Origin of the sequence: Pseudomonas salomonii, from assembly GCF_900107155.1 — a bacterium.
Classification (GTDB): domain Bacteria; phylum Pseudomonadota; class Gammaproteobacteria; order Pseudomonadales; family Pseudomonadaceae; genus Aquipseudomonas; species Aquipseudomonas salomonii.
Map to the genome: position 1 here is coordinate 25,848 of NZ_FNOX01000014.1, position 21,211 is coordinate 47,058.

Here is a 21,211-nt window from a genome sequence, read left to right on the forward strand (position 1 = left end):
AGGCATGCAGGGTTTTGCTCAGTTGTTCCGTCCTTGGGGCCGTCCCCTGTTGCTTGGCGTTGCCTGCCTGATGGTGGCGGCCTGTTCGCGCGAGGAACCGATGCCGGAGCCGGCCGTAAGGTCGGTGAAAGTCACCAGCGTGCATGCGGCAGAGGCCGACGTTGCGCCGTTGACCGGTGTGGTGCGCCAGCGCCAACGCGCGGCCCTGGCCTTCGAAGGCGCGGGCCGCCTGGTGGCGCTGAACGTCGACGTCGGCGATAGCGTAAAACAAGGCCAGGTGCTGGCAAGCCTGGACACGGCAGCCGTGCGGTTACGTCTGAAACAATCGCAAGCGGCCTTGTTCGCCAGCGTGGCGCAAACCGGCGAGCGCAAGCGCAACAAGGACCGCCAGCAACAGCTATTCGCCCAGGGCAGCGTCGCGGCCAGCGCCGTGGAGCAAGCCGACGCTGCGTGGCAGGCCGCCGTTGCACAGCAGACCGCCGATGAAGCGGCGCTGGACCTGGTACGACGCGATCAACGCCAGGGCCAACTCGTCGCGCCGTTTGATGGCCGCGTCGTGGCCAGACCCGCGCAGTTGTACAGCGAGTTGTCGCCCGGCCAGGTGGTGATGGAACTGGAGGCCGGCGGCGCGTTACAAGTCATCGTGCAAATCCCGGTGGAACAGGCCGCCGGCCTCAAGCCTGGCGACCACGCGGTCGCCAACGACCCGGCAGCACCCGGCTCAAGCCTGCCGCTGATACTCGAAGGCCTATCGACGCGTGCACAGAACGGCCTGTTGCAAAGCGCGCGTTTCCGCCTGAACGCCCGCGACCTCGCGCTCCCCAGCGGCGTGAACCTCAACGTACGGTTGGCGGCCCCCGCCGCGCTCACGCTGTCGATTCCGACCCAGGCGCTGCGCATGGGTGGCGACGCAGGCCAGGTACAGGTGTTCGTCTATGACCCGGCCCAGGGCAAGGTCGCCCTGCGTGAGATCAGGATCGGCCTGATCGACCAGGGCCGTGTCGCCATCGACAACGGCCTCAAGGACGGCGAGCAAGTGGTCGTCACCGGCGTGGCGTTCCTCACCGACGGCCAGCCCGTCAACCTGCTCTCGCCCTCCAGCCGTTTGAGCACACCCGAATGATCAACCTGACCCGTCACGCCCTGGGCGCGAGCCGCCTGACCTTATTCACTGCCTTGTTGATCCTGCTTGCAGGCGTGGCCACATTCCTGAGTTTCCCGACTCAGGAAGAACCCTCTGTGACGATCCGCGATGCGCTGGTGAGTATCCAGTTCCCCGGTCTGCCCAGCGAACGCGCCGAGGAGTTGCTGGCCCGCCCCACCGAAGAAAAACTGCGCGAGCTGTCGCAGATCAAAAACATCGTGACCACCGTCCACCCTGGCAGCGTGATCATCCAGGTGACGGCCCGCGATGAAATCAAGGACCTGGGCGTGCTGTGGCAGCAGGTACGCAATAAAGTCGCCGAGGCCGGCGCCAGCTTTCCAGCGGGCACCCAGGGGCCGTTCGTCGACGATAATTTCGGGCGTGTCGCCGTCGCGTCCATCGCGATTACCGCGCCCGGCTACAGCATGAGCGAGATGCGCGGACCGCTCAAACGCCTGCGCGACCAGTTGGGCGGGTTACCGGGCATCGGCCAGGTGACGCTGCACGGCGTGCAGGACCAGCAGGTGTCAATCGACTTCAACCCGCAGCGCCTGGCGGGGCTGGGCTTGTCCCCGCAGCAGTTGTTCCAGCAATTGCAGCAACAGAACGTGCTGGCGCCCGGCGGTATCGCCGACATTGGCGGGCAGATCACCACCCTGACCGTGACCGGCGAAGTGCTCAACGTGGAGCAACTGCGCCAGTTGCCGATCCAACTGCCCGGCGCCGACGGCACCGCGCAATCGGTAGCACTCGGCGCCATCGCGCAGATCTCGGTCATGGCTACCGACCCGCCCCAGACCGCTGCGGTGTATCAAGGCCAGGACGCCGTGGTGCTGGCAGTGTCGATGGCGCCAGGACAGAACGTTCATCAATTCGGCGTGGCCTTGCGCGAGCGCTTGGCCCAGCTGGAGGAGCAACTGCCGTTGGGTTTCAGCACCCATAGGGTGACGTTCCAGGCGGATGTGGTCGATCAGCAAATGGCCAAGATGAAGCATGTGATGATCGAAACCGTGGTCATCGTCATGGCCGTGGTCATGCTGTTCCTGGGCTGGCGCACCGGGTTGGTGGTGGGCGCGATTGTGCCGCTGACCATCCTCGGTACGTTGATCGCCATGCGCATGCTCGGGGTCGAGCTGCAAACCGTGTCGATCGCCGCAATCATCCTCGCGCTCGGCTTGCTGGTGGACAACGGCATTGTGATCGCCGAGGACATCGAACGCCGGCTGCACGCCGGTGAGGATCGGCGCCAGGCCTGTGAGGACGCCGGGCGCACCCTGGCGATTCCATTGCTGACCTCGTCGCTGGTGATTGTGCTGGCGTTCTCGCCGTTCTTTCTCGGCCAGACCAGCACCAATGAATACCTGCGTTCATTGGCCGTCGTATTGGCCCTGACCCTGCTCGGCTCGTGGCTGTTGAGCATTACCGTCACGCCGCTGCTGTGCCTGTATTTTGCCAAGCCCCCACGCCATAAGGCCGCAGAGGACAGCTACGACAGCGGTTTTTACCGAGGTTATCGGGCGGTCATTCGCCGGGTGTTGCAACACAAGGTGCTGTTTCTGATTGCCATGTTGGTGTTACTGGGCGCCGCGATCTTCGAACTGATGCGCGTGCCCTATGACTTTCTGCCTCAGTCCGACCGCTTGCAGTTCCAGGTGCCCATCACCCTGGAGCCCGGCAGCGGTTCGCGCAAGACCTTGCAGAGCGTGCGCGAGATCAGCCTGTGGCTGAGCAAGGAACCCCAGGTGGCCGACAGCATCGGCTACGTCGGCGATGGCGGGCCGCGTATCGTGCTGGGCCTCAACCCGCCTTTGCCGGCACCGGAAACCGCGTACTTTACCGTCAGCGTCAAAAGCGGTACGGATATCGATGCGGTGATTGCTAACACGCGCCGCTATCTGCTCGAGCAACACCCGGAACTGCGCGCCGAGCCCAAGCGTTTTTCCCTGGGCACCACCGAGGCCGGTGTCGCGATCTATCGCGTGCTGGGCCCGGACGAACAGGTACTGCGCAACCTCGCCGGCCAGATCGAAAAAGCCCTGCGTAACGTGCCAGGCACACTGGATGTGCGCAATGACTGGAGCACCCGCCTGACGCGCTATACCGTCGAGGTCGACCAGCACAGCGCGCGCCGAGCCGGGGTCGACACCCAAGCCATTGCCCAGGCGTTGCAACTGCATTTCGGCGGCCAGCAGGTGTCGTCGTTGCAGGACAACCAGACCCGCGTCCCGCTGGTAGTGCGCGAGCCGTCGACCACAACCGATGCCTCCCCCGATCTGCGCGGCATCCTGGTCTATCCGGCCGACGGTTCACCGCCCGTGCCGTTGGCGGCCGTTGCCCGCATCGTCGCGTCGAGCGAACCTTCGACGCTGATGCGGCGCAATCAGGAACGCGCCATTACCGTGGTCGGACATAACCCTTCTTTGACGGCGACTTCCATCGTCGAGCAGTTGGCGCCACAGGTGGCGGCATTGCCCCTGCCGCCGGGCTACCGCATTGAACTGGGCGGCGAGATCGAAGACTCGGCGGATGCCAACCAGGCGTTGCTGCAATACCTGCCCCACGCGCTGATCGCCATGCTGTTGCTGTTCGTCTGGCAGTTCAATTCGTTTCGCAAGCTGCTGATTGTGGTCTCGGCGATCCCCTTCGTCCTGATCGGCGTGGCTGTTGCGCTGCTGATCACCGGCTACCCGTTCGGCTTCATGGCCACCTTCGGGCTGTTGTCCCTGGCGGGGATTATCGTGAACAACGCGGTGCTGTTGCTCGAACGTATCGAAGCGGAACTCCACGAGGGCTTGCCGGTGTACGAGGCTGTGGTGAATGCCGCCGTCAAACGCCTGCGCCCCATCATCATGACCAAACTGACCTGCATTATCGGGCTGGTGCCGCTGATGCTGTTTGCCGGGCCACTGTGGGAAGGCATGGCGATCACGCTGATGGGCGGCCTGGCACTGGGCACGTTGGTCACTCTGGGGTTGATCCCCGTGCTGTACGTATTGCTGTTCACACCGCGTAAACATTCACACATCAAGGCGAACACACCATGATTTTTTCGTTGAAGGCAAAGCGCACTATCCAGCGCATAAGCCTCGGGGCCGTGCTGCTTGGCGCACTGTCGATGAGTATCGGCGCTCAAGCCTCCGCGTTCGTCCACCCAGGCCTGTTGCAGACCGAACAGGACTTCATACGCATCCGCGAAAAACTCGCCAACCATAACCAACCGTGGCTGGCCGGTTGGCAGAAGCTGATCGCCAACCGACACGCATCACTGGCCTGGAACCCGAGCCCGGTCGCGGTGGTGTATCGGGGCGCGGATGGCCAGCATCCGGAAAACTACGCCAGGTTATTCAACGATGCTGCTGCAGCGTACGCATTGGCACTGCGCTGGCAGCTCTCGGGCGACCCCGCGTATGCCGACAAAGCCGTGGCGTTGTTGAACCAGTGGTCCACCACCCTCACGGCCATTGAGGGCACCTCGGACCGATTCCTGGCATCAGGCCTGTACGGTTACCAACTCGCCAATGCCGCAGAATTATTGCGCGGTTATTCGAAGTGGAAGGCTGCGGACTTTCGTCAGTTCCAGCACATGATGCTCACGGTCTTCTACCCGATGAACCATGACTTCCTGGCGCATCACAATAACGCGTTGGTCGATCACTATTGGGCGAACTGGGACCTGGCCAACATGAACGCGATGCTGGCAATTGGCGTGCTGACCGACCGCCGCGATATCTATGATGAAGCGGTCAACTACTTCAAACATGGCGCCGGCAACGGTTCCATTGAACACGTGGTGTGGAAGCTCTACGGCAATGGTCTCGGCCAGGTCCAGGAAAGCGGGCGTGACCAGGCGCACACCCTGCTCGACATTGCCTTGCTCGGCAGTTTCTGCCAAATGGCCTGGAGCCAGGGCGATGATCTGTTCGGTTATCAGAACAACCGCGTACTGCAAGGCGCCGAGTATGTGGCCAAATACAACCTGGGCCAGGACGTGCCGTTTACACCCTTTATCAACAGCAGTTTCCAGCAAAGCGTTATTTCGGCAGAGCATCGCGGCGACATCCGTCCGATCTGGGAACTGCTCTACAACCACTACGTGGTGTTTAAAGGCCTGACGGCGCCGAACGTGAAAGCCTTCGCGCATAAAGTCCAGGTGGAAGGCGGTGGTGGGGATTACGGTCCAAACAGTGGCGGATATGACCAACTGGGTTATGGAACATTGCTCTACTCGTTGGGCGAATACGGTCTGTCACCCAGTGAACTGGTGCCCTGAAAATCCATCAATGCGCCGTTACGGCAACCACGACTGCGGGTCAATACGGCACTGCCAGCCTGAGTTGATGTTTTCCAGTGGGACAAGACATGACTCTCCCAGGTGCTCCTTGAAGGCAGCGTGGCCGAATGAGCGCGGCCCGTTGCTCCAGGGTTATTTCCAGCTTCTTGCGCACAATTCTCAGTTGAACCGCCATCGACCTTGAAAGTCATGACACTTGACTTGCATATGACACTACGTGTCATTAAGATCACCCTGTGTTCTGAAGTCACCTTGAACCTATCTGGAACCTGAGGGTAAACCGTTGAAAGTCCATTTTGTGATGCACGAGTCCTTCGAAGCACCGGGTGCGTTTGAGGACTGGGTAAACGCCCGGGGTTATCAAGCAACCTATTCACGCGTATACGAATATGCCGTCCTCCCGGACGACGCCGCCTCATTCGACCTATTGGTTGTGCTAGGCGGGCCCCAGGACCCTGGCACATCGCTTGAGCAATGCGCCCATTTCAACGCATTGGCCGAGCGCGAACTCATCAACAAAGCCATCACAAGCGGTCGGGCGGTCGTCGGTGTTTGCCTGGGTTCGCAACTGATCGGCGAAGCGCTGAATGCGCCTTTCGCACACAGCCCCGAGAAAGAAATCGGCAAATTCCCTATTCACCTGACCGAGGAAGGCTTGGCGAATCCAAAGTTTTCCCATTTCGGCAAGACGCTGGACGTCGGTCATTGGCACAACGACATGCCTGGCCTCACCGGGAATGCCAGGATCATTGCGTACAGTGAAGGCTGTCCGCGCCAGATCGTTGAGTACAGCAACTTGGTATACGGCTTTCAGTGCCATATGGAACTCACCCAAGGCGTTGTGGACTTGTTGATCCAAGCCTCTGAAACGGAACTGGCGACATTGACTGACCGCAGGTTTGTCCAACAGCCAGCAGCATTGCGGCAGAACAACTACGACGAGATGAACCAGAAGCTGTTCCTATTTTTGGACAAGCTCGTTGCGGATTACCTGACCCAATAGGGCTTAAATAAAACGAGTAAAACTCTCCACAGTTTTTACAGGGTGTCGTGCGCATCGTCTTGGCCCATTGTCGGTGTGGGTAACGGCAATCAAATTGCCCGATTCAAGGTGCTGCACCTGTAAAACCCTCGGCAAGGCGATGTGCTACAGGCTTGAGCATCCTATAGCCAACTGCTTGCCGAGCGAGCGGCGCCAGCACTGAGGATCAGCCGGTTTTATTCAGCGGCACGGCCGGCTCATAACGCCTGTCAACCGCCTGCGCGCCTGGCAACTCCTTACGCAACACCCACAACGTGACCGGCTTGGGCAGCACCCTGGCCAGGCGGATCACCCACCTCATCGGCCAGGGAAACAAATAATCCCATCGGCGGCTGCGCATGGCGTACAGCATATGGTCGACCGCCACGGCCTCGGATATTTCCAGCGGTGCCGGCATACCATCGTTGGCGGTTTGCGCGGTGGCGACAAACCCTGGGTAGAGCGATAGAAAACGAATGCCACGGCCACCGAACTCGATGCGGCACGTATCGATCAACAAGCGCAGGGCGCCCTTGGCGGCGCTGTACGGTCCCTGCAACGTCACACCGAGAAAACCCGCGAGTGAATTGGTGTGCACCACAAAACCATGCCCCTGGCGGCTCATCTGCTCCAGGGCCGGGAACAGGTAGTTGACCACCACATCGTAGTTCGAGCGCATATACGCCGTGACATCTGCGGCTTTCATCTCGCGCATATCCAGCGCGGGCGCTCCGCCGGCATTGAGCACGACCACGTCGAGGCGACCATACAGCTTGACGATTTCATCCACCAGGCCGGCCGCCGCCTGCTCATCCAGGGCATCCACCGCCGAGACAAGGCATTTGCCGCCCTGGAGTGTAATTTCCTGTTGCAGGTCATTGAGCAGCTCCTTGCGCCGCGCCGTGGCCACCACCCAGGCCCCCTCCTGCGCCAGACGCACCGCCAGGCCCCGGCCCATGCCGGAGGACGCGCCTACCACCAGCACCACTTTGCGCGCAAAGCTTGCGGGCTTGCTCGCGGGGCATCGGCGCAGCAAACCGACCAGAGTCAGTGCAATCAGCGAGAATGTGGCACTGACCAGCAACACGTACTCGGCGTTCTCTCCCACTACCCACTGCGAGGACATCAAAGGGCCGAAGGCGCACCCCAGCAGTTGCATGCCTGGAACCAGCGCCGCTATCCGCCCCGAGCGATCAAGTTGCAACGCGATACGCACCTGGAACGGCGTCAACATCAGCCAGATCAAGCCAAACGCGCCGCACAACACCAGGAAGACCTTGACGCCCATATCAGTCGAAAAATACATCCCCAGCGCGATGCCACCCAACAACGAAGCGGCGACCGCCAACATTGAATAGTCCGAGACTCGACGCACCAGGATAATCCCCAGGCACCCGCCCAACACTTGCATCAGTAACGTGCCAGAAACGAGCAATTGTGCGCTTTGCGCATCCATTCCCACGTATTTGCTCAATGGCTCCAGGTAAGCCCAGAGCCCACCTATGGCGCTGAGCTGCATAAAGGCCAGCCCCAGCAGCAGCACGTGGTTAAGGCCCCAACCGAACTTGGTACTTTCCGCGTGCTCTGCCTGCTGATTCGTCAGTCGACTGGGTTGCCAGCGGACTAAGAGCAACGAAGCGCCCGTCAGCACTCCCAGAAACACAAAACCGTAAGACGATGTGCTCTGAATCGGCAGTACCCAATATGCCAACACGGCGGCTACCGCCGCCTGACCCAGTGTCTGCACCACCATGAACACACCCGCCACACGATCAGGCGCGGGCCCCTGGACGATCAGGTTGACGGTGCCCCATAACAGCAGGCCTTCGGCCAATCCGGCCAGGGCCCGCGTCAGTGCCAGGGCGCCATCGCCAGTGGTATTGGCCGTGATCAGGTCCATCCCCGATGCTGCCAGGATGGCGACGACCGTGATCACTCGCAGACTGAACACCGACCGCAGCAAATCGCCCAGTACTACGCCCAACCCCAACGACAGAATTTCACCCATGGCGACCAAGCCGACGCCCTCAAGTGAGAGGCGGTTTTGCGCCAGCAACTCTCCCAGCAACAAGGGTTGCAGGCCCACCATCAGCACGGCGATCGAGCCCAGCGCCAAGGCGACACTCAGGTGTTTACGGGAAACAGCGGACGACATGTGCATGGCGTTACACCTCTTGAAGGGTTTTCAGTAACCACGGTTTTCGGGCGGAATCTCGCCTCGGGCAAAACATTGCGTCGCGCGTTTTTCATCTTTCATCAGTCGGCCGTTGGCGACGAGCACCACCCACCAGGGCAACAGCGTCATCTTGGCGCCAGACGCTTTGGCGAGGGTGAAGGCCTTGGCGCACTTTTCAAACAGCTGCGCATTCATCGCCATCCGAGTACCGGTGGTGCCCAGGGTCGCGGGCACGCCCTTGATCAACACGGCATTGCCACCCCGCTGCAAGGCGCCGGGAATGTCGTGGACTGACGCCGCCGGCGCCCCCATATGGCCAATATGCCGTGCCTGCTCATCAAATAGAATGGGCATGACCCCGCCAAAGTCTGCCAGGCGCTGGGCGAAGTCCCCTCCGCCCAGCAAAATGGCGCCGACGTCACTCCGGGCACGGTAGATCGCCTGGTGGGTCTGGCTGTCACCCAGCACATGCACCGGCCAATCGACGTGAGTGGGGGCCAAGTCATCCAACTGGCCCCACCATATGCTTTGCTCGCCCGGTATGCGCAAGGAAAAACTGCTCCCCTCCTGCACCAGACCCACCAGCCGTTGCCGGATTTCCAGCCATTGTTGCCGCAGTACATCCTGCATCACGCTCACCTCACACCAGTTGAAAAACGGCGTCGAATCGCTCGAGCGCGTCGTCGATGACGTCGTCGGTATCCGCCAGGCTGGTATAGATCCGACTGCCGGCCAGCGTGATCACCCCGTGGGCCGTATAAGCAGCCCCCATCTCTTCCATCATGTGCTTGCGCGACTTGGCTTCGTTACGTGCACGCAGCAACTTGAGCGGGTTGCTGGTATCCAGCAACAACACGCCTGAGGTTTGCAGGTGCACGATCGAGCCCATGTTATAGGCCACATAGGGTAAGCCACGGCGGTTAATGATTTCGTCCAGCCCCTTGCGCATTCGGTCACCCGCGCGTCCCGCCAACGCCGGCGCATTCAGTTTGCGCGCCTCGATCAAGGCGTAGTAACCCGCGACGCAGGACAACGGGTTGGCCGATAACGTGCCGCCGACAAATGCGCGCCGTGCACTGGTGCCGATGCCACCGGCGAGCAATTGCATCACGTCCCTGCGCCCACCGATCGCACCCGCCATCGGGTAGCCGCCGGTCAGGCATTTGCCCAGTACGGTGATGTCCGGCATCACGTTGAAATACCCTTGCGCGCCGCCCAAGCCGGCGCGGAAGCCGGTGACCACTTCATCGAAAATCAGCAGCGTGTCGAACTCATCGCACAGCTTGCGCAGTTGGCGGTTGAAGTCCGGGTGCACCGGACGCGTGCCACTTTCCGGGCCGAAGGGCTCCACCATGATCGCCGCCGTGCCGCCGCGCAGACGGTTTATCTGCAAGCGCCGACGCAACGCGTCCAGGTTATTCGGTGGGCTTTCCTGGGTGTGGGCCGTGGCGCCGCGCGGAATGCCGACGGCCTCCATACGGCCGGTGCCCGGCAACCGCATGCCGTATACCAACTGGTCACTCCAGCCGTGATACGCCCCGCCGATCTTGATCACCCATTTCTTGCGGGTATAGGCACGCGCCAAACGCACCGCCGCCATGACCGCCTCGGTGCCGGAGCCGAGCAGGCGCACCATGTCGACCCCGGGCATCACTTCGCAGACCAACTGCGCCAGCTTCACCTCGTATTCATGCAGCAGGCCGGTGACCGGCCCGCAGTCGTCGAGGATCCGGTTGACCTGCTCACGAATCGCCGGATGGTTGGAGCCCAGCAAAGTCGGACCGCCGGCCTGTAGAAAATCGATATAGCGGTTGCCGTCCACATCGGTCAGGTGCGCGCCCTTGGCCTGGGCGATGGCGAGTGGGAACGGGTGATTGAACGCGAGGTTATGCTGCACGCCCCCCGGTATGAATTTCTTGGCCTCCTCGGCAAGCCGCCTCGAACCCTGGCAGCGCTCGTCGAAGTAGCCCATGACCTTGTTCAGCGCCTCACGCTTCAAGGGGCGAATCGGCTGCTTGACCAGCGCATCGAAGCGCCGATACAGCGAGTCGACATCAGGCCATTGCGAAACCGCTGAATCTGCCGGTGCAGGCAATGTGACGGGATCAAGGGGTTTGTTCATGATGGGGTCTCGGAAGATGAGTGGGCTTGGGCAGCGCTGGAACGCACCAGTGCGTCGACCAGGCGTGCGACGGCGGCAGGTGACTGTGATTTATGCCGGGACTGTTCGGTGATTAGGCGTAACAGGTAGTCACGGCAAAAGGTCTCGAGGTCCTCAAGGCGCGACAGGGTTGTCTCGACATCCGGGCCACAGCACAACACTCCGTGGTTGCGCATCAGGTACGCGTTGTAGTCCCAACGAATGGCCCGGCCGAACTTGCCGGCCAGCCAGTTGGAGCCTGAAGGTGCGTACCCGACCAGGGGAATATGTTTACCCAAGGAATCCCACAGTTCAGGGTTGGGCACATCCATCGGTTCGCCGAGCAAGGTGCAAGCACTGGCTACGGGTTGATGCGTGTGGATGCTGCACTGCACGTCCGGGCGCGCCCGCAGGATTTTTGCATGCAACCCGCTTTCAACCGTGGGTGCACGTTCACCGCAGAGCTGCGCCAGATCCTTGAGGCGCAGCACGCAGACATCCTCGGGGCGCATGGTGAAATAGTCAGTGGCCGACGGCGTGACGGCGATGTGCTGCGCATCGATGCGCAGCGCGAGATTGCCGCCGGTGGCCGCAAAAAAACCGCGGCGACACAAATGCTGCGAGAGCTCGACAATTTGCTCTTGGACATGACTCATGAGGCAGTCTCCTGTGGAGGGTTCAGGCGTCGGTAAAGGGGCGCGAGGCGTTTGCGAACCTCCTGAAACGTGGCGAATTGATCGTCGTACAGCGCGCGAGTGGCACGGGACGGTTCAAACAGGCGGTGCGGGCGTTTGAGACTGGGTAGGTCGTGAAACTGCAGCTTGCCCAACGCCACCGCCGCAATGAACGCCGCACCGCGTGCATTGGTCTGGATCGCGTTCTGCGGCTGCTGGATAACGCGCCCACAGACGTCAGCCATGATCTGGCACCACACGTCCGATTGGGCACCGCCACCGGTGGCCACGATCACATCGCTGGGCTGGCCGAGAAAGCGCGCGAACGGTTCGAACATCCAGCGCGTATTGAGCGCGACCCCTTCCATGAAGGCGCGAATGATGTCTTCCCGTGAGTGCTCCAGTTTCAGGTTGAACAAACCGGCACGCAGGCTCGGATCACTGATCGGCGAGCGCTCGCCACACAACCAGGGTGTGTAAATCAACCCTCTGGAACCTGGCGGCACCCGCGCGGCGATGCGGTCGAGCAAGGCGTAGACGTCCGGTTGCTGTTCATCACTGAGCAGCTCATCCGGGTGATACAGCACCTTGTCACGCAGGAATGAAAGGTTAGCGCCCGCCGCCGACTGCATCGCCATCGCCAGGTAGCGACCGTTGACAGCACTGGGTACCGCCGCAATGTGATGACGCACGCTGGTTTTCTTGAATGGGACGTGTGCGCCCACCCACGATGAGGTGCCCAGATAAAGGTGTGGGGCAAAGTCGCTGACAGTGGCGCCAACAGCCACCGCCGAGGTGTCGACGGCGCCCGCTACCACTTGCGTGGTGCGCGCCAAACCGAGCGCTTCGGCAAGCTCCGGGCGTAAGGTGCCGATAACATCCGTGGAGCGGACCAGCTCAGGCAGTTTGCCCGCCTCGATGCCCAGCGCCTTGACCAGGCCGTCGTCGTAACGGATGCGGTGGGGATCGCGGTTGTCGGTGATCCAGGCTGTCAGCATCGAGTCGTTGGTGGCGCAATAGCGGCCCGACAGGCGCAGGTTCATGTAGTCGAGTACGTTGAGGAACTTGTGGGTGCGCTCGTAACGCTGCGGCTCATGATCGTGGATGTAGGCCATGTGCCCGGCCGAATCCATGCCGGACAAAGACGCCACGCCACCGGTCAAGCGCAGCGAACGCCAGAGTTTGAGCGGCCCGTACCCGGCCAGGCTGAACCGCCCTCCTCCCATGCGTTTTTTAACCGCACCGGCGCCGCGTTTATCCAGCCACAACATCGCGTGCCCAATGGCCGTGCCGTCCCGATCCACGCACACCGTGCCTTCGCTCTGTGTCGAACAACACACCGCGATCACTTGGCGGCGCCTGACGGGGTCGGCGCCCAACAGTTCGTTGGCGCCGCGCAGGAAGGCATCCCACCAGTCCTGCGGCGCCTGCTCGACGCTCAACCCGTTCACATGCAGCGGCACGCTGTGAAACGCCCATGCGCGAATATCGCCTTCCAGTGAAACCAGCGCGCACTTGCAACCGGAGGTGCCGAGGTCCACCGCGAGGACGAGTTGCTCCAGACCGGTGGCCGCCTGAGGCGTCCGGGATAAGAAAAGCGAAGTCATAAAGGTCTACTCAGAAAGTACGCGAAATCGATGCCACCCAACGGTTTTCATCCGTGGCGCGCACATGGCCGTCGTCCTCGGCCATGTACAACTCGCGCGCGCGCGTCTTGGCGGTGACAAAGTCCAGCCCCCAATCGAAGCCCCACAAGTGATGGATCAGGCCGATGTCGTAGTCCGCCGCGTTCGCTTCGGAGAAATTGACGATTTGCTGATAGCCCGCATGCAGCTTCAGCGTGGTGTTCATGCCGAGTGCGTATTTGTAGTCCAGGTCATAGAGCATGCTGCCACGGGAGTTGCGGTCACCCTTGGCGTAACATTCCAGGCCCTTGGTGGGATCGTCGCGGAACTGCAACTGGGCCCCGCACACGCCGCCGGTGTTGGCACCACGGTAGGTTTTTGACAAGACCCGCGCGACCCGACCTTCAAGCGCGCCGTAACCGATTTCCAACACGGCGAACTGGCTGTTGTAGTTGGTCGTACGCTCATCGGTCGGAGTGAAAGTGTCGAAGTCGAATTTGTTCGGTGCCTTGAACTGCGCACCGGGGAACATTTCTGCCGCCAAACCCACGCCGTAATGCCACGCCTCCGGGTCGCCGAAGCGATAACCGCCGGCGAGCAGGACGCCAAGACCATCACCTTCAGGAAATTGCTTTTTGTTGACGGTGGTGAATTCGGCCAGTGCCACCAGCCCTGATTCATGGGCGACTTGAATGGTGACTCGGGCACCCGGCCGGTTCAACGAATCCGACACGCCCCGGGTCCTGACATCGGATACGGCCTTGGCCGTGACATCGATTGCATAGCTGGCCATCTCGTCGGCGAACGCCAGGGATGGGCTGACAACGGGCCACAGCAAGGCAGCCATCAGATAATGGTGTGTTGTTGCACGCATGGGGCTCTCCTACAAGAAAGGTCGGATTTACAAAGCGCAAACCGGTGCAGGAGGCAGTGAGGCAATGCGTTCGAATTGCTCTGTCTTGCCGAGAATCTCGGTGCCGACAAAAGCCCGGACATTGAGGATTCCCTCTTTGACCCGAACGACGCCTTTGTATTTTTTATGATCACGGGGGTCGAACACCCAGCCATCGCGCCACGCTTGCTGGTCGAAACGCTCCAGTTGCATGATCTGTACGCCGCAATCGCTGGTGGTGGAGGCCACGTCCTTGACCCAGACCACCTTCCCACACAGCGCGCCGGGCTTGTCGGCGCAATCGTCAACCTTGACCACCGCATCCTTTTCCGACGTGAGCCACAGGCCCTTGGCCTCCTGTGGGCCCGTCGCCGCATAACCGCTGGAACAGCACATCAGTGCCAGTGAAAGGAACAGCCATTGCCGAGCGTTCATAGTCATCACCTGTATTTTTTGTTTTAAGAGACCGTCACACCAGCGACGCATCGGTTATGATAGTCATCGCTACACGATAGTTATAACTACCATTATCTGGCTCAGCAACATTTTTTTTCATTTTGATAAGCTGACTCTTCAACCTTTTTTTGCTAGGTGCCTATGGCCAAGCCCAACACTGCCAGCGCCCGTGCCGCTACCACCGCCGGGAAAACTCAAGAACATAAGAAACCACCTGCACAACAGCGCAGCACTGAAACATACGAGCGGATTCTGGTCGCAACCGCACAAACCCTTTGCGATGTGGGAATAGAGCGACTGTCCACCAACCTGGTCTGCGAATGTGCCGGGCTCACCCCGCCGGCGCTTTACCGCTACTTTCCGAACAAATACGCACTGCTGTCGGTACTGGGTGAGCGTTTGCTGGAAAAACAGAACGCGCTGATCGATAACTGGATCACGCCGCAGCTGTTGTCCGGACCGCCCGAGGCTCTGGAGTCGGCGCTGGCCGATCTGATCCTGGACACCTACCGGGTCACCCAGGCAACGCTGGGCGGCATGTGGATTCTCAAGGGCTTGCGCGCCGTACCGGCACTGAAGCACGTGCGGCTCAACTCCCACCGCAAGGTGTCCGCCGCACAGGCGCAGATCCTCGCAGCGATATTTCCACAGGTCGATCCTCAACAGCTGAACACCGCTGCCCGTGTCGCGGTGGAGATGATTCACGCCACGATCGAACTGCTGTTTGACGAGTCCATGGACCCCAAGAGCGTCTGCGCTATGGTCGCGTCGATGATTGTCAGCCATCTGGACCGGTTGGCGCCTGCTCCAAGCGCATGAGGTGAGAGCGAGCATGGCCGGCGCGAACCCGCTGCTCCCTGCCTGCGGACAGCGCGCGCCTGAACCTCAGCTGAAGACAATGACTGTCGGGCTAAAACCGTTTGATAAATACCCGCGCCTATTCAGATCATGGCGGGCCTGTTTGACAAGGTTTGGCCGCCAGTATTGAACCACTCAGGAATATGCCGTTGACGCTCCCGTCGCCCCAGTGTCTTTCAGCCCTCGTGTTAGCTGCCGCTGCGCTGGTGGCGCAACCGGCTCTGGCGGCAAGCCATGCCGAAGGTTTTGCCAAAGACGTGACCGGCGGTGGCCAAATTGCGGCCGTGCGCCCCAGCACACCGGCCGAACTGAAAACAGCCCTGTGTGCCAGCTTCGACACGCGCGGCAACTGCACCGATGACACACCGCGAGTCATCGCCCTGGACCATACCTTTGATTTTCGCGGTTCGGTTGTATCCGACGGCAGCGCCCAAGTAACAGAAGCCGGATGCATAGCCAACGCCTGTGCCCATGGCGGTGGACAATGGGCGATCGACGGTGCCAACCATTTCTGCCAGTCAAAACCACCGGCCACGGTGACGTATGACAAGGCCGGGTTGCAGCGCCTGAAGATCGGTTCGAACAAGACCCTGCTGGGCGTGGGCGCTCATGCCGGTATACAGGGCATGGGGCTGTTTATCGGGAGCGGCGCGCACAATGTCATCGTGCGTAACCTGACCCTGTCGGACATCAACCCCCGTGTGGTCTGGGGCGGCGATGCACTCACGCTCGACGATGCCGATGGCGTTTGGATCGACCATGACACCTTTACGCGCATCGGCCGGCAGATGATCGTGACCGGTTGGGGCAGCGCGACCCATGTGACAATTTCCAGCAACGAATTCGACGGCCGCACGCCCTACTCCGCAACGTGCGATGGTCACCATTACTGGGTGTGGTTATTTCTGGGCCATCACGACACCCTGACCCTGCTCAACAACTATGTGCATGACACCTCGGGACGTGCACCCCATTCCGGCGGCATGGGAAATGCTGAAGTGCGCGCGCAACTGGTCAATAACCTGTTTGTTCATCTGACATACCAGGGCGCGGTCATGTCGCGTACCGCCAGCTCCTATCTACTGGTGGAAGGCAATGACTTCGAAGACGTATCCCACCCGCTGTTCAACGATACCCAGCAACCTGGCAGCGCGTATGCCCTCTTCACGCCCCTGCCGCCGTCGGCCGACGATACCTGCCAGGCTGCGCTGGGCAGGCCCTGTGTTGCCAACCGGCAGCGTCTGAGTGGCGATGATTATCGTCCCCAGGATGCTTCGGTGCTGGAGGCCTTCAAGGCCTACCGTCAATACCTTGTTGCGCCGCAGCCGGCCGACATCGCGCGAACGGGCGTGCTGCGCGATGCCGGTGCGGGCCACCTCCCTTCAGGAAACCACTGATGCGACGTTTCCTGATGCTAATGCTCTGCTCACTGGCGACGCCTGCCTTCGCCGGTTTCGGCTTCACGCGCACCGACTCCCGCATCGTCGTCGACACCGATGCACAGTTGCTGTTCAGCGTGGACACCCGCAATGGCGACTTGGTGTCCCTGCGTTATCGCGGCAGTGAATTGCAGACCACCGAACCCAAGGCCTCGCAGATCGCCTCCGGGCTGGGCAGTGCACAGGTCGAGGCGCATACAGTGGGTGATGTGATCGTCATCAGCGCGCGGGCGGGTGATTTGATCCACTACTACCTGGCCAAAAAAGGCCGCGCGGCCATTTACATGGCGACCTATGCGCCCACCTTGCTGCCTGTGGGCGAGCTGCGCTTCGTGGCGCGGCTCAACGTTAACAAGCTGCCCAAGGCCGACCGTGGTACCGACTCCAACGTCGGCACAGCGATCGAGGGCAATGATGTGTTTTTGCTCCCCAACGGGCGCACCAGCTCCAAGTTCTATTCGACACAACCGATGATCAACGACCCACTGCACGCGGTCAAAGGCCCCGGTGTGGCGGTTTACATGCTGATGGGCAGTCGTGAACTCAGCTCTGGAGGTGCGTTTTTCAAAGATATTGCCACCCAGAAAACGCCGACCACCCATGAGCTTTACAACTACATGTTCTCCAATCACACCCAGACCGAGCCCTATCGCGGCGGCTTGCATGGGGTTTACGGCTTGTTGTTTACCGACGGTGGCACCCCTGACGCTGCCTTGATCGACGTGGGTTTCGTCAATAACAGCCTGGGCCTTGTGGGGTTCGTGGACAGCGCTGGGCGCGGCGCGGTAGCCGGTCACGTTTACGGCGTGACCAGCGCACTGCCGGCGGTGGTGGGTTTGAGTAATGCCAACGCCGAATATTGGGCGCGCGCCGATGGTAGCGGGAGGTTCCAGTTGACTGCGGTACGCCCGGGGCAATACCGGATGACGCTCTATCAGAATGAATTGGAAGTCGCGCAGCGCACGGTTGATGTCAAAGCCGGCACCATCAGCCAGGCGAGCTTGCAGGCGCAACCGCTTCCAGGCCAGGTGAAATGGCAAATTGGTGTGCCCGATGGCACTCCAGCTGGTTTTCTCAACGCGCACCTGGTGCTAACGGCACATCCCAGCGATTCACGCATGGCGTCATGGGGCCCCGTCACTTACACCGTAGGCACTAGCACTCCTGATGAATTCCCGGCGGTGCAATGGCGCGACGTTAACAGCCCCACGCGCATCCAGTTCGTATTGGCCGCCAACGAGCTGAGGGATTACCGGCTACGCCTGTTTATTTCGCTGGCCCAAGCCGGGGGGCGTCCAGCAGTGATCGTCAATCAGCACTGGACCGCGCCAGTGCCACCCGCGTCGAAGCAGCCCGACAGCCGTGGCATCACTCGAGGCACTTATCGCGGCAACAACAGCGTGTTCGAGGTCAGTATTCCGGCCACAGCGCTGCAGGTAGGCGTTAACTCACTGGAGATCGGCGTGGCGTCAGGTAAAACGGGAAATGGCTTTCTTAGCCCGGGCTTTGTGTTCGATAGCGTGCAGTGGGTGCAGTGATGATCACGGGCACTCGATCGGCTCACTCACCTTCGACAAGCACACCGAAATGATAGCCCGCGAGTGGCTGACAGGGGCCGGCCATTGCACCCAATCAATCAGTTCCATAAGGTCACCCAACCCCAAGACCAGAATCTGAACCTATGGACGGCTCCACACCTTTGTCGGTATTGGGAGGCATAAGGGAAGCCAGATAATCTCCAAATCCACCCTGGCACTTGTAGTCCCGGCGCGCGCTGGTGACCACAGGGTTGGTGGCTGTCCAGACAATACGTGCTCCAATCCTCTGGAGGTCTGCAACCAGTTGAACATCCTCGTGTGCTGCCAAATGCTGGAATCCACCAGCGCTCTGATAAGCCTCGGCACTCAAGCCCAGATTGGCCCCATGAATATGGCGATGGTTCTCGATGAAGTTGTACAACGAGAGGTACTGAGTGCGGACTACCTCTCCATATTCCCTCCAGCTGTCGACCTCAACTGTTCCACACACCGCGTCAGCGTCAAACTCAATCTGACGCGCCAGCCAATCGGGCGGTACAACGGTATCGGCATCCGTGAAAGCAAGCCACCGTGCACCAGCTTTCAGCAAATGCTCAGCCCCTACAGCTCTTGTCTTACCCACGTTTTGAAAGGCGACATCAATCGACTTTACGCCCATCGCCGCGACTAATGCCTGCGTGCTATCTGAGCAGTCATCCAAGACGACGAGTACCTCGACCGGCTGACTGTTTAGTGACGGGTGTTCAACGGCGAGGAGTACGGACTCAAGGCATTTGCTGATATAGCGTTCTTCGTTATGAGCAGGTATCACGATCCCTATCATCTTCTATCCCTTTCCTCGCGAAGTGTGCCCAGGAATCGACACCGCCCTGATAAGGAAGGTTTAAAGAATCTATCGTTACGAGAACAGTTACCTCTAAAGGTACGTCGCGCAACGCCATTATCTTGCCAGCATTTACGCCGCGGCATTTTGAACTAGCCTTGTCGTGTTCGGGCTTTTAATCCGGTGAACTGATGGACACGCTAACCAAAGTGGAGGTTGAAACAGCCCTTTGCGCTCGCCTTCCTAACTGCGAAGTTAACTGTGACGGCGCACGACGCTGATCAGTTCACCATCGCAAATATCAATCGCGCCCACTATCACGGGGAACCAGGAATCAATAGGCTCATACGGGAAATACTGGAAGAAATGGTCATGTCGAGACAGTCTTCCAGGCGTTCATCCGTGGGGTAACAAACAGGACTTCATATGCCGGACTCTACTGAAGCGACGATGCAATCAATCAAAATTGCTTACCTGATGGACACGCTGTTCGGCGTGAACCCACTCGCGAGCGAATGCAGAGCACGCATAATGCGCACAGCGTCTGGATTTCAGCTGCAACTCGCACGGCCTTGGCCTAGCCAGCTACAACAGGCTCACACACTGACCTTCGAATGGGAGGGCGGCACCTGCTGTGGGGTGGTGCGCCACACTGAAAAACTGCCCGGCGGAGCACTGCTGCTGGACGTCGACCCACAACCCTAGTGGTGATGGCGAGGAAATTGCGCCTGCCGCTGCTGTTACGCTTAGGGAGCCTGCTGCACGCCACTCGTCGAGGGATATGCACAGCGTTAAAACTTTATTTCATGTTGCCCTCTCCCACTCTTTGAGGAGAAAAGTATTTGCTCCTGGATATAACCGGATTTCAAATGGCCCATCCCCTATGAACGGCTTTGAGAATGGTACAGCCGCGCCAATACCGCTTATGTTTAAGCGCAGTGATACGGTGCCCAAATAGTCGGTGTTTCGCTTCTGCCGAATAGACAACATCGCCACTCTCAATACATGCCCCTCCGCCGTCGACCTCCGAAAGCAGTGTGATAATTTTTGCCGCGGTACAGGACTCGGCTGTCGCAATGACCGGTCGATTGCGTTTGAGGTACTCCACGATAGAAGCGGCGACAAACATGATAATTGCTCCTGCGCACGAGCGATTGCGCTATCACCCTGTTCCAAAGACCACCTTTCAGATCAATCAATGTTCAAGCGAAAGTGTTTTGAACGTGCACAGCGTCCCGTTTTCCAACGTCTACAGAGGTTGAACCTGACTTTCCCCAGTCAGCTTGAGAGAAAGCAAGAGGATGGAACCTATGACAATGATTATCAAGACAGCCCGCATGGCCAAGTCATGTTCCCTGGCAGCAACCTTTACGCTGCTAAGCGCCTGCGCTGGCAATGATTCCCCCTCGAATGTGGGGGCACCCGGCGAACCCACTACTGCATCTACCCGAACCCTGGAAGCCGGTACAGCCCTGCTCCAATCTCGTGCGCCTATTGATGCATTGAACGCCTATCTGGACGGTTTTCACTTTTATAACGGCCATCCTGAGGTACAGATGGAAGCGCATCATTACTGCGCGATTCTCAACGAGGAGGTGATTCAATGCGTGATCTACGACGGTAATCGCAAGGATGCAAAGTTGATGGGCGTGGAATACATCATCAGCGAACAGTTATTCAACACGCTGCCAGCCCCTGAAAAGGCGCTTTGGCACAGCCACGTGCATGAAGTGAAATCAGGACAACTTATCGCGCCGGGCATCCCCGAAGTGGCCGAGCACGCCCTGATGGAAAAACTGGTACACACCTACGGTAAGACCTGGCATACCTGGCATACCGATCTCCACAAACGTCTGCCGCTGGGTGCGCCGCAACTGATGATGGGGTTTACCACCGATGGCCAGGCCGACCCTGGGATGGTCGCCGAGCGAGATCAGCGAATGGGTATCGACAGCACCGAAAAGAAGCAGACTCGCATCGATATAGTTGCGCCACCCATCGCACCCGGTGCGGACGCATGGCAACAGGGCACCGTTATTCAGATCACCGATCCGACGATAACGGCCCATCAGCACTGAACGCACCACTCAGTCATTTGGATTGAACGATCATTTGCGAGCCCTTCTCTATCGCA

18 protein-coding genes and 1 pseudogene are annotated in these 21,211 nt (G+C 60.0%); 10 read left to right on the forward strand and 9 right to left on the reverse strand.

Translation table 11 applies throughout. The features are described from left to right. Window positions 1-4 precede the first annotated feature (4 nt). From BLV67_RS26935 to BLV67_RS26950, 4 genes are all read left to right on the forward strand, one after another. Entirely contained in the window at window positions 5-1,123 is a 1,119-nt protein-coding gene (locus BLV67_RS26935) for an efflux RND transporter periplasmic adaptor subunit (RefSeq protein WP_069787451.1), read from the forward strand. Beyond that, window positions 1,120-4,188 (forward strand): efflux RND transporter permease subunit, encoded by a 3,069-nt coding sequence (locus BLV67_RS26940; RefSeq protein WP_069787450.1) that lies wholly within the window; start codon window positions 1,120-1,122, stop codon window positions 4,186-4,188. Before BLV67_RS26935 ends, BLV67_RS26940 begins: the two co-directional genes overlap by 4 nt. After that, a complete protein-coding gene (locus BLV67_RS26945; RefSeq protein ID WP_069787449.1) occupies window positions 4,185-5,414 on the forward strand; it encodes an alginate lyase family protein in 1,230 nt (409 codons plus the stop codon). Before BLV67_RS26940 ends, BLV67_RS26945 begins: the two co-directional genes overlap by 4 nt. A gap of 304 nt (window positions 5,415-5,718) precedes the next feature. After that, a complete protein-coding gene (locus BLV67_RS26950; RefSeq protein WP_069787448.1) occupies window positions 5,719-6,438 on the forward strand; it encodes a type 1 glutamine amidotransferase in 720 nt (239 codons plus the stop codon). 205 nt (window positions 6,439-6,643) lie between these two features. Here the strand turns inward: BLV67_RS26950 and BLV67_RS33170 are convergent, their stop codons facing one another. From BLV67_RS33170 to BLV67_RS26985, 7 genes are read right to left on the reverse strand one after another with little or no spacing between them, the layout of a single operon-like run. Beyond that, window positions 6,644-8,617 (reverse strand): SDR family NAD(P)-dependent oxidoreductase, encoded by a 1,974-nt coding sequence (locus BLV67_RS33170; RefSeq protein ID WP_069787447.1) that lies wholly within the window; start codon window positions 8,615-8,617, stop codon window positions 6,644-6,646. Between the two features lie 24 nt (window positions 8,618-8,641). Beyond that, window positions 8,642-9,262, reverse strand: coding sequence for a hypothetical protein (locus tag BLV67_RS26960; RefSeq protein WP_065931222.1), 621 nt, complete (start codon window positions 9,260-9,262; stop codon window positions 8,642-8,644). A 10-nt stretch (window positions 9,263-9,272) separates the two neighbouring features. Next, window positions 9,273-10,754, reverse strand: coding sequence for an aspartate aminotransferase family protein (locus BLV67_RS26965; RefSeq protein WP_065931221.1), 1,482 nt, complete (start codon window positions 10,752-10,754; stop codon window positions 9,273-9,275). Next, window positions 10,751-11,428 (reverse strand): class II aldolase/adducin family protein, encoded by a 678-nt coding sequence (locus tag BLV67_RS26970; RefSeq protein WP_069787446.1) that lies wholly within the window; start codon window positions 11,426-11,428, stop codon window positions 10,751-10,753. Before BLV67_RS26970 ends, BLV67_RS26965 begins: the two co-directional genes overlap by 4 nt. Further along, entirely contained in the window at window positions 11,425-13,053 is a 1,629-nt protein-coding gene (locus tag BLV67_RS26975; protein ID WP_069787445.1) for a xylulokinase, read from the reverse strand. The genes BLV67_RS26970 and BLV67_RS26975 overlap by 4 nt, the downstream gene beginning before the upstream one ends. Window positions 13,054-13,063: 10 nt before the next feature. After that, window positions 13,064-13,945, reverse strand: a complete 882-nt coding sequence (locus BLV67_RS26980) for a TorF family putative porin (protein WP_069787444.1) — start codon at window positions 13,943-13,945, stop codon at window positions 13,064-13,066. A gap of 27 nt (window positions 13,946-13,972) precedes the next feature. Next, entirely contained in the window at window positions 13,973-14,398 is a 426-nt protein-coding gene (locus BLV67_RS26985; protein WP_083269394.1) for a DUF2147 domain-containing protein, read from the reverse strand. Between the two features lie 162 nt (window positions 14,399-14,560). Here BLV67_RS26985 and BLV67_RS26990 point away from each other — a divergent pair, with 162 nt between their 5' ends. From BLV67_RS26990 to BLV67_RS27000, 3 genes are all read left to right on the forward strand, one after another. After that, window positions 14,561-15,238 (forward strand): TetR/AcrR family transcriptional regulator, encoded by a 678-nt coding sequence (locus BLV67_RS26990; RefSeq protein WP_069787443.1) that lies wholly within the window; start codon window positions 14,561-14,563, stop codon window positions 15,236-15,238. A gap of 182 nt (window positions 15,239-15,420) precedes the next feature. Beyond that, the gene (locus tag BLV67_RS26995) at window positions 15,421-16,674 is read left to right on the forward strand and encodes a pectate lyase family protein (protein ID WP_069787442.1); all 1,254 of its coding nucleotides are present in this window, start codon (window positions 15,421-15,423) and stop codon (window positions 16,672-16,674) included. Continuing rightward, window positions 16,674-18,254, forward strand: coding sequence for a rhamnogalacturonan lyase B N-terminal domain-containing protein (locus BLV67_RS27000; RefSeq protein ID WP_069787441.1), 1,581 nt, complete (start codon window positions 16,674-16,676; stop codon window positions 18,252-18,254). The genes BLV67_RS26995 and BLV67_RS27000 overlap by 1 nt, the downstream gene beginning before the upstream one ends. 112 nt (window positions 18,255-18,366) lie before the next feature. Here the strand turns inward: BLV67_RS27000 and BLV67_RS27005 are convergent, their stop codons facing one another. Beyond that, window positions 18,367-19,077 carry a glycosyltransferase family 2 protein gene (locus tag BLV67_RS27005; RefSeq protein WP_065931213.1) on the reverse strand — a complete coding sequence of 237 codons (711 nt, stop codon included), beginning with the start codon at window positions 19,075-19,077 and terminating at the stop codon, window positions 18,367-18,369. Window positions 19,078-19,268: 191 nt separating this feature from the next. On the opposite strand from BLV67_RS27005, the pseudogene BLV67_RS33425 reads away from it, so the two are divergent. Beyond that, a pseudogene (locus BLV67_RS33425) lies at window positions 19,269-19,488 on the forward strand (hypothetical protein). 15 nt (window positions 19,489-19,503) lie between these two features. Next, window positions 19,504-19,782: a hypothetical protein gene (locus tag BLV67_RS27015; protein ID WP_069787440.1), complete on the forward strand. Its 279-nt coding sequence runs from the start codon at window positions 19,504-19,506 to the stop codon at window positions 19,780-19,782. Between the two features lie 160 nt (window positions 19,783-19,942). Here the strand turns inward: BLV67_RS27015 and BLV67_RS27020 are convergent, their stop codons facing one another. Further along, window positions 19,943-20,206 (reverse strand): CinA family protein, encoded by a 264-nt coding sequence (locus BLV67_RS27020; protein ID WP_256122276.1) that lies wholly within the window; start codon window positions 20,204-20,206, stop codon window positions 19,943-19,945. A gap of 187 nt (window positions 20,207-20,393) precedes the next feature. On the opposite strand from BLV67_RS27020, the gene BLV67_RS27025 reads away from it, so the two are divergent. After that, the gene (locus tag BLV67_RS27025; protein WP_141722741.1) at window positions 20,394-21,155 is read left to right on the forward strand and encodes an OBAP family protein; all 762 of its coding nucleotides are present in this window, start codon (window positions 20,394-20,396) and stop codon (window positions 21,153-21,155) included. Window positions 21,156-21,211 lie beyond the last annotated feature (56 nt).

Bases quoted from the DNA above. Each gene is read 5' to 3' on its own strand.
- BLV67_RS26980 (WP_069787444.1), bottom strand. From the start codon at position 13,945: ATGCGTGCAACAACACACCATTATCTGATGGCTGCCTTGCTGTGGCCC.
- BLV67_RS26975 (WP_069787445.1), bottom strand. From the start codon at position 13,053: ATGACTTCGCTTTTCTTATCCCGGACGCCTCAGGCGGCCACCGGTCTG.
- BLV67_RS26995 (WP_069787442.1), top strand. From the start codon at position 15,421: ATGCCGTTGACGCTCCCGTCGCCCCAGTGTCTTTCAGCCCTCGTGTTA.
- BLV67_RS26935 (WP_069787451.1), top strand. From the start codon at position 5: ATGCAGGGTTTTGCTCAGTTGTTCCGTCCTTGGGGCCGTCCCCTGTTG.
- BLV67_RS26940 (WP_069787450.1), top strand. From the start codon at position 1,120: ATGATCAACCTGACCCGTCACGCCCTGGGCGCGAGCCGCCTGACCTTA.
- BLV67_RS27020 (WP_256122276.1), bottom strand. From the start codon at position 20,206: ATGTTTGTCGCCGCTTCTATCGTGGAGTACCTCAAACGCAATCGACCG.
- BLV67_RS26960 (WP_065931222.1), bottom strand. From the start codon at position 9,262: ATGCAGGATGTACTGCGGCAACAATGGCTGGAAATCCGGCAACGGCTG.
- BLV67_RS26990 (WP_069787443.1), top strand. From the start codon at position 14,561: ATGGCCAAGCCCAACACTGCCAGCGCCCGTGCCGCTACCACCGCCGGG.
- BLV67_RS27015 (WP_069787440.1), top strand. From the start codon at position 19,504: ATGCCGGACTCTACTGAAGCGACGATGCAATCAATCAAAATTGCTTAC.
- BLV67_RS26985 (WP_083269394.1), bottom strand. From the start codon at position 14,398: ATGAACGCTCGGCAATGGCTGTTCCTTTCACTGGCACTGATGTGCTGT.
- BLV67_RS26965 (WP_065931221.1), bottom strand. From the start codon at position 10,754: ATGAACAAACCCCTTGATCCCGTCACATTGCCTGCACCGGCAGATTCA.
- BLV67_RS27005 (WP_065931213.1), bottom strand. From the start codon at position 19,077: ATGATAGGGATCGTGATACCTGCTCATAACGAAGAACGCTATATCAGC.
- BLV67_RS27000 (WP_069787441.1), top strand. From the start codon at position 16,674: ATGCGACGTTTCCTGATGCTAATGCTCTGCTCACTGGCGACGCCTGCC.
- BLV67_RS33170 (WP_069787447.1), bottom strand. From the start codon at position 8,617: ATGCACATGTCGTCCGCTGTTTCCCGTAAACACCTGAGTGTCGCCTTG.
- BLV67_RS26970 (WP_069787446.1), bottom strand. From the start codon at position 11,428: ATGAGTCATGTCCAAGAGCAAATTGTCGAGCTCTCGCAGCATTTGTGT.
- BLV67_RS27025 (WP_141722741.1), top strand. From the start codon at position 20,394: ATGATTATCAAGACAGCCCGCATGGCCAAGTCATGTTCCCTGGCAGCA.
- BLV67_RS26945 (WP_069787449.1), top strand. From the start codon at position 4,185: ATGATTTTTTCGTTGAAGGCAAAGCGCACTATCCAGCGCATAAGCCTC.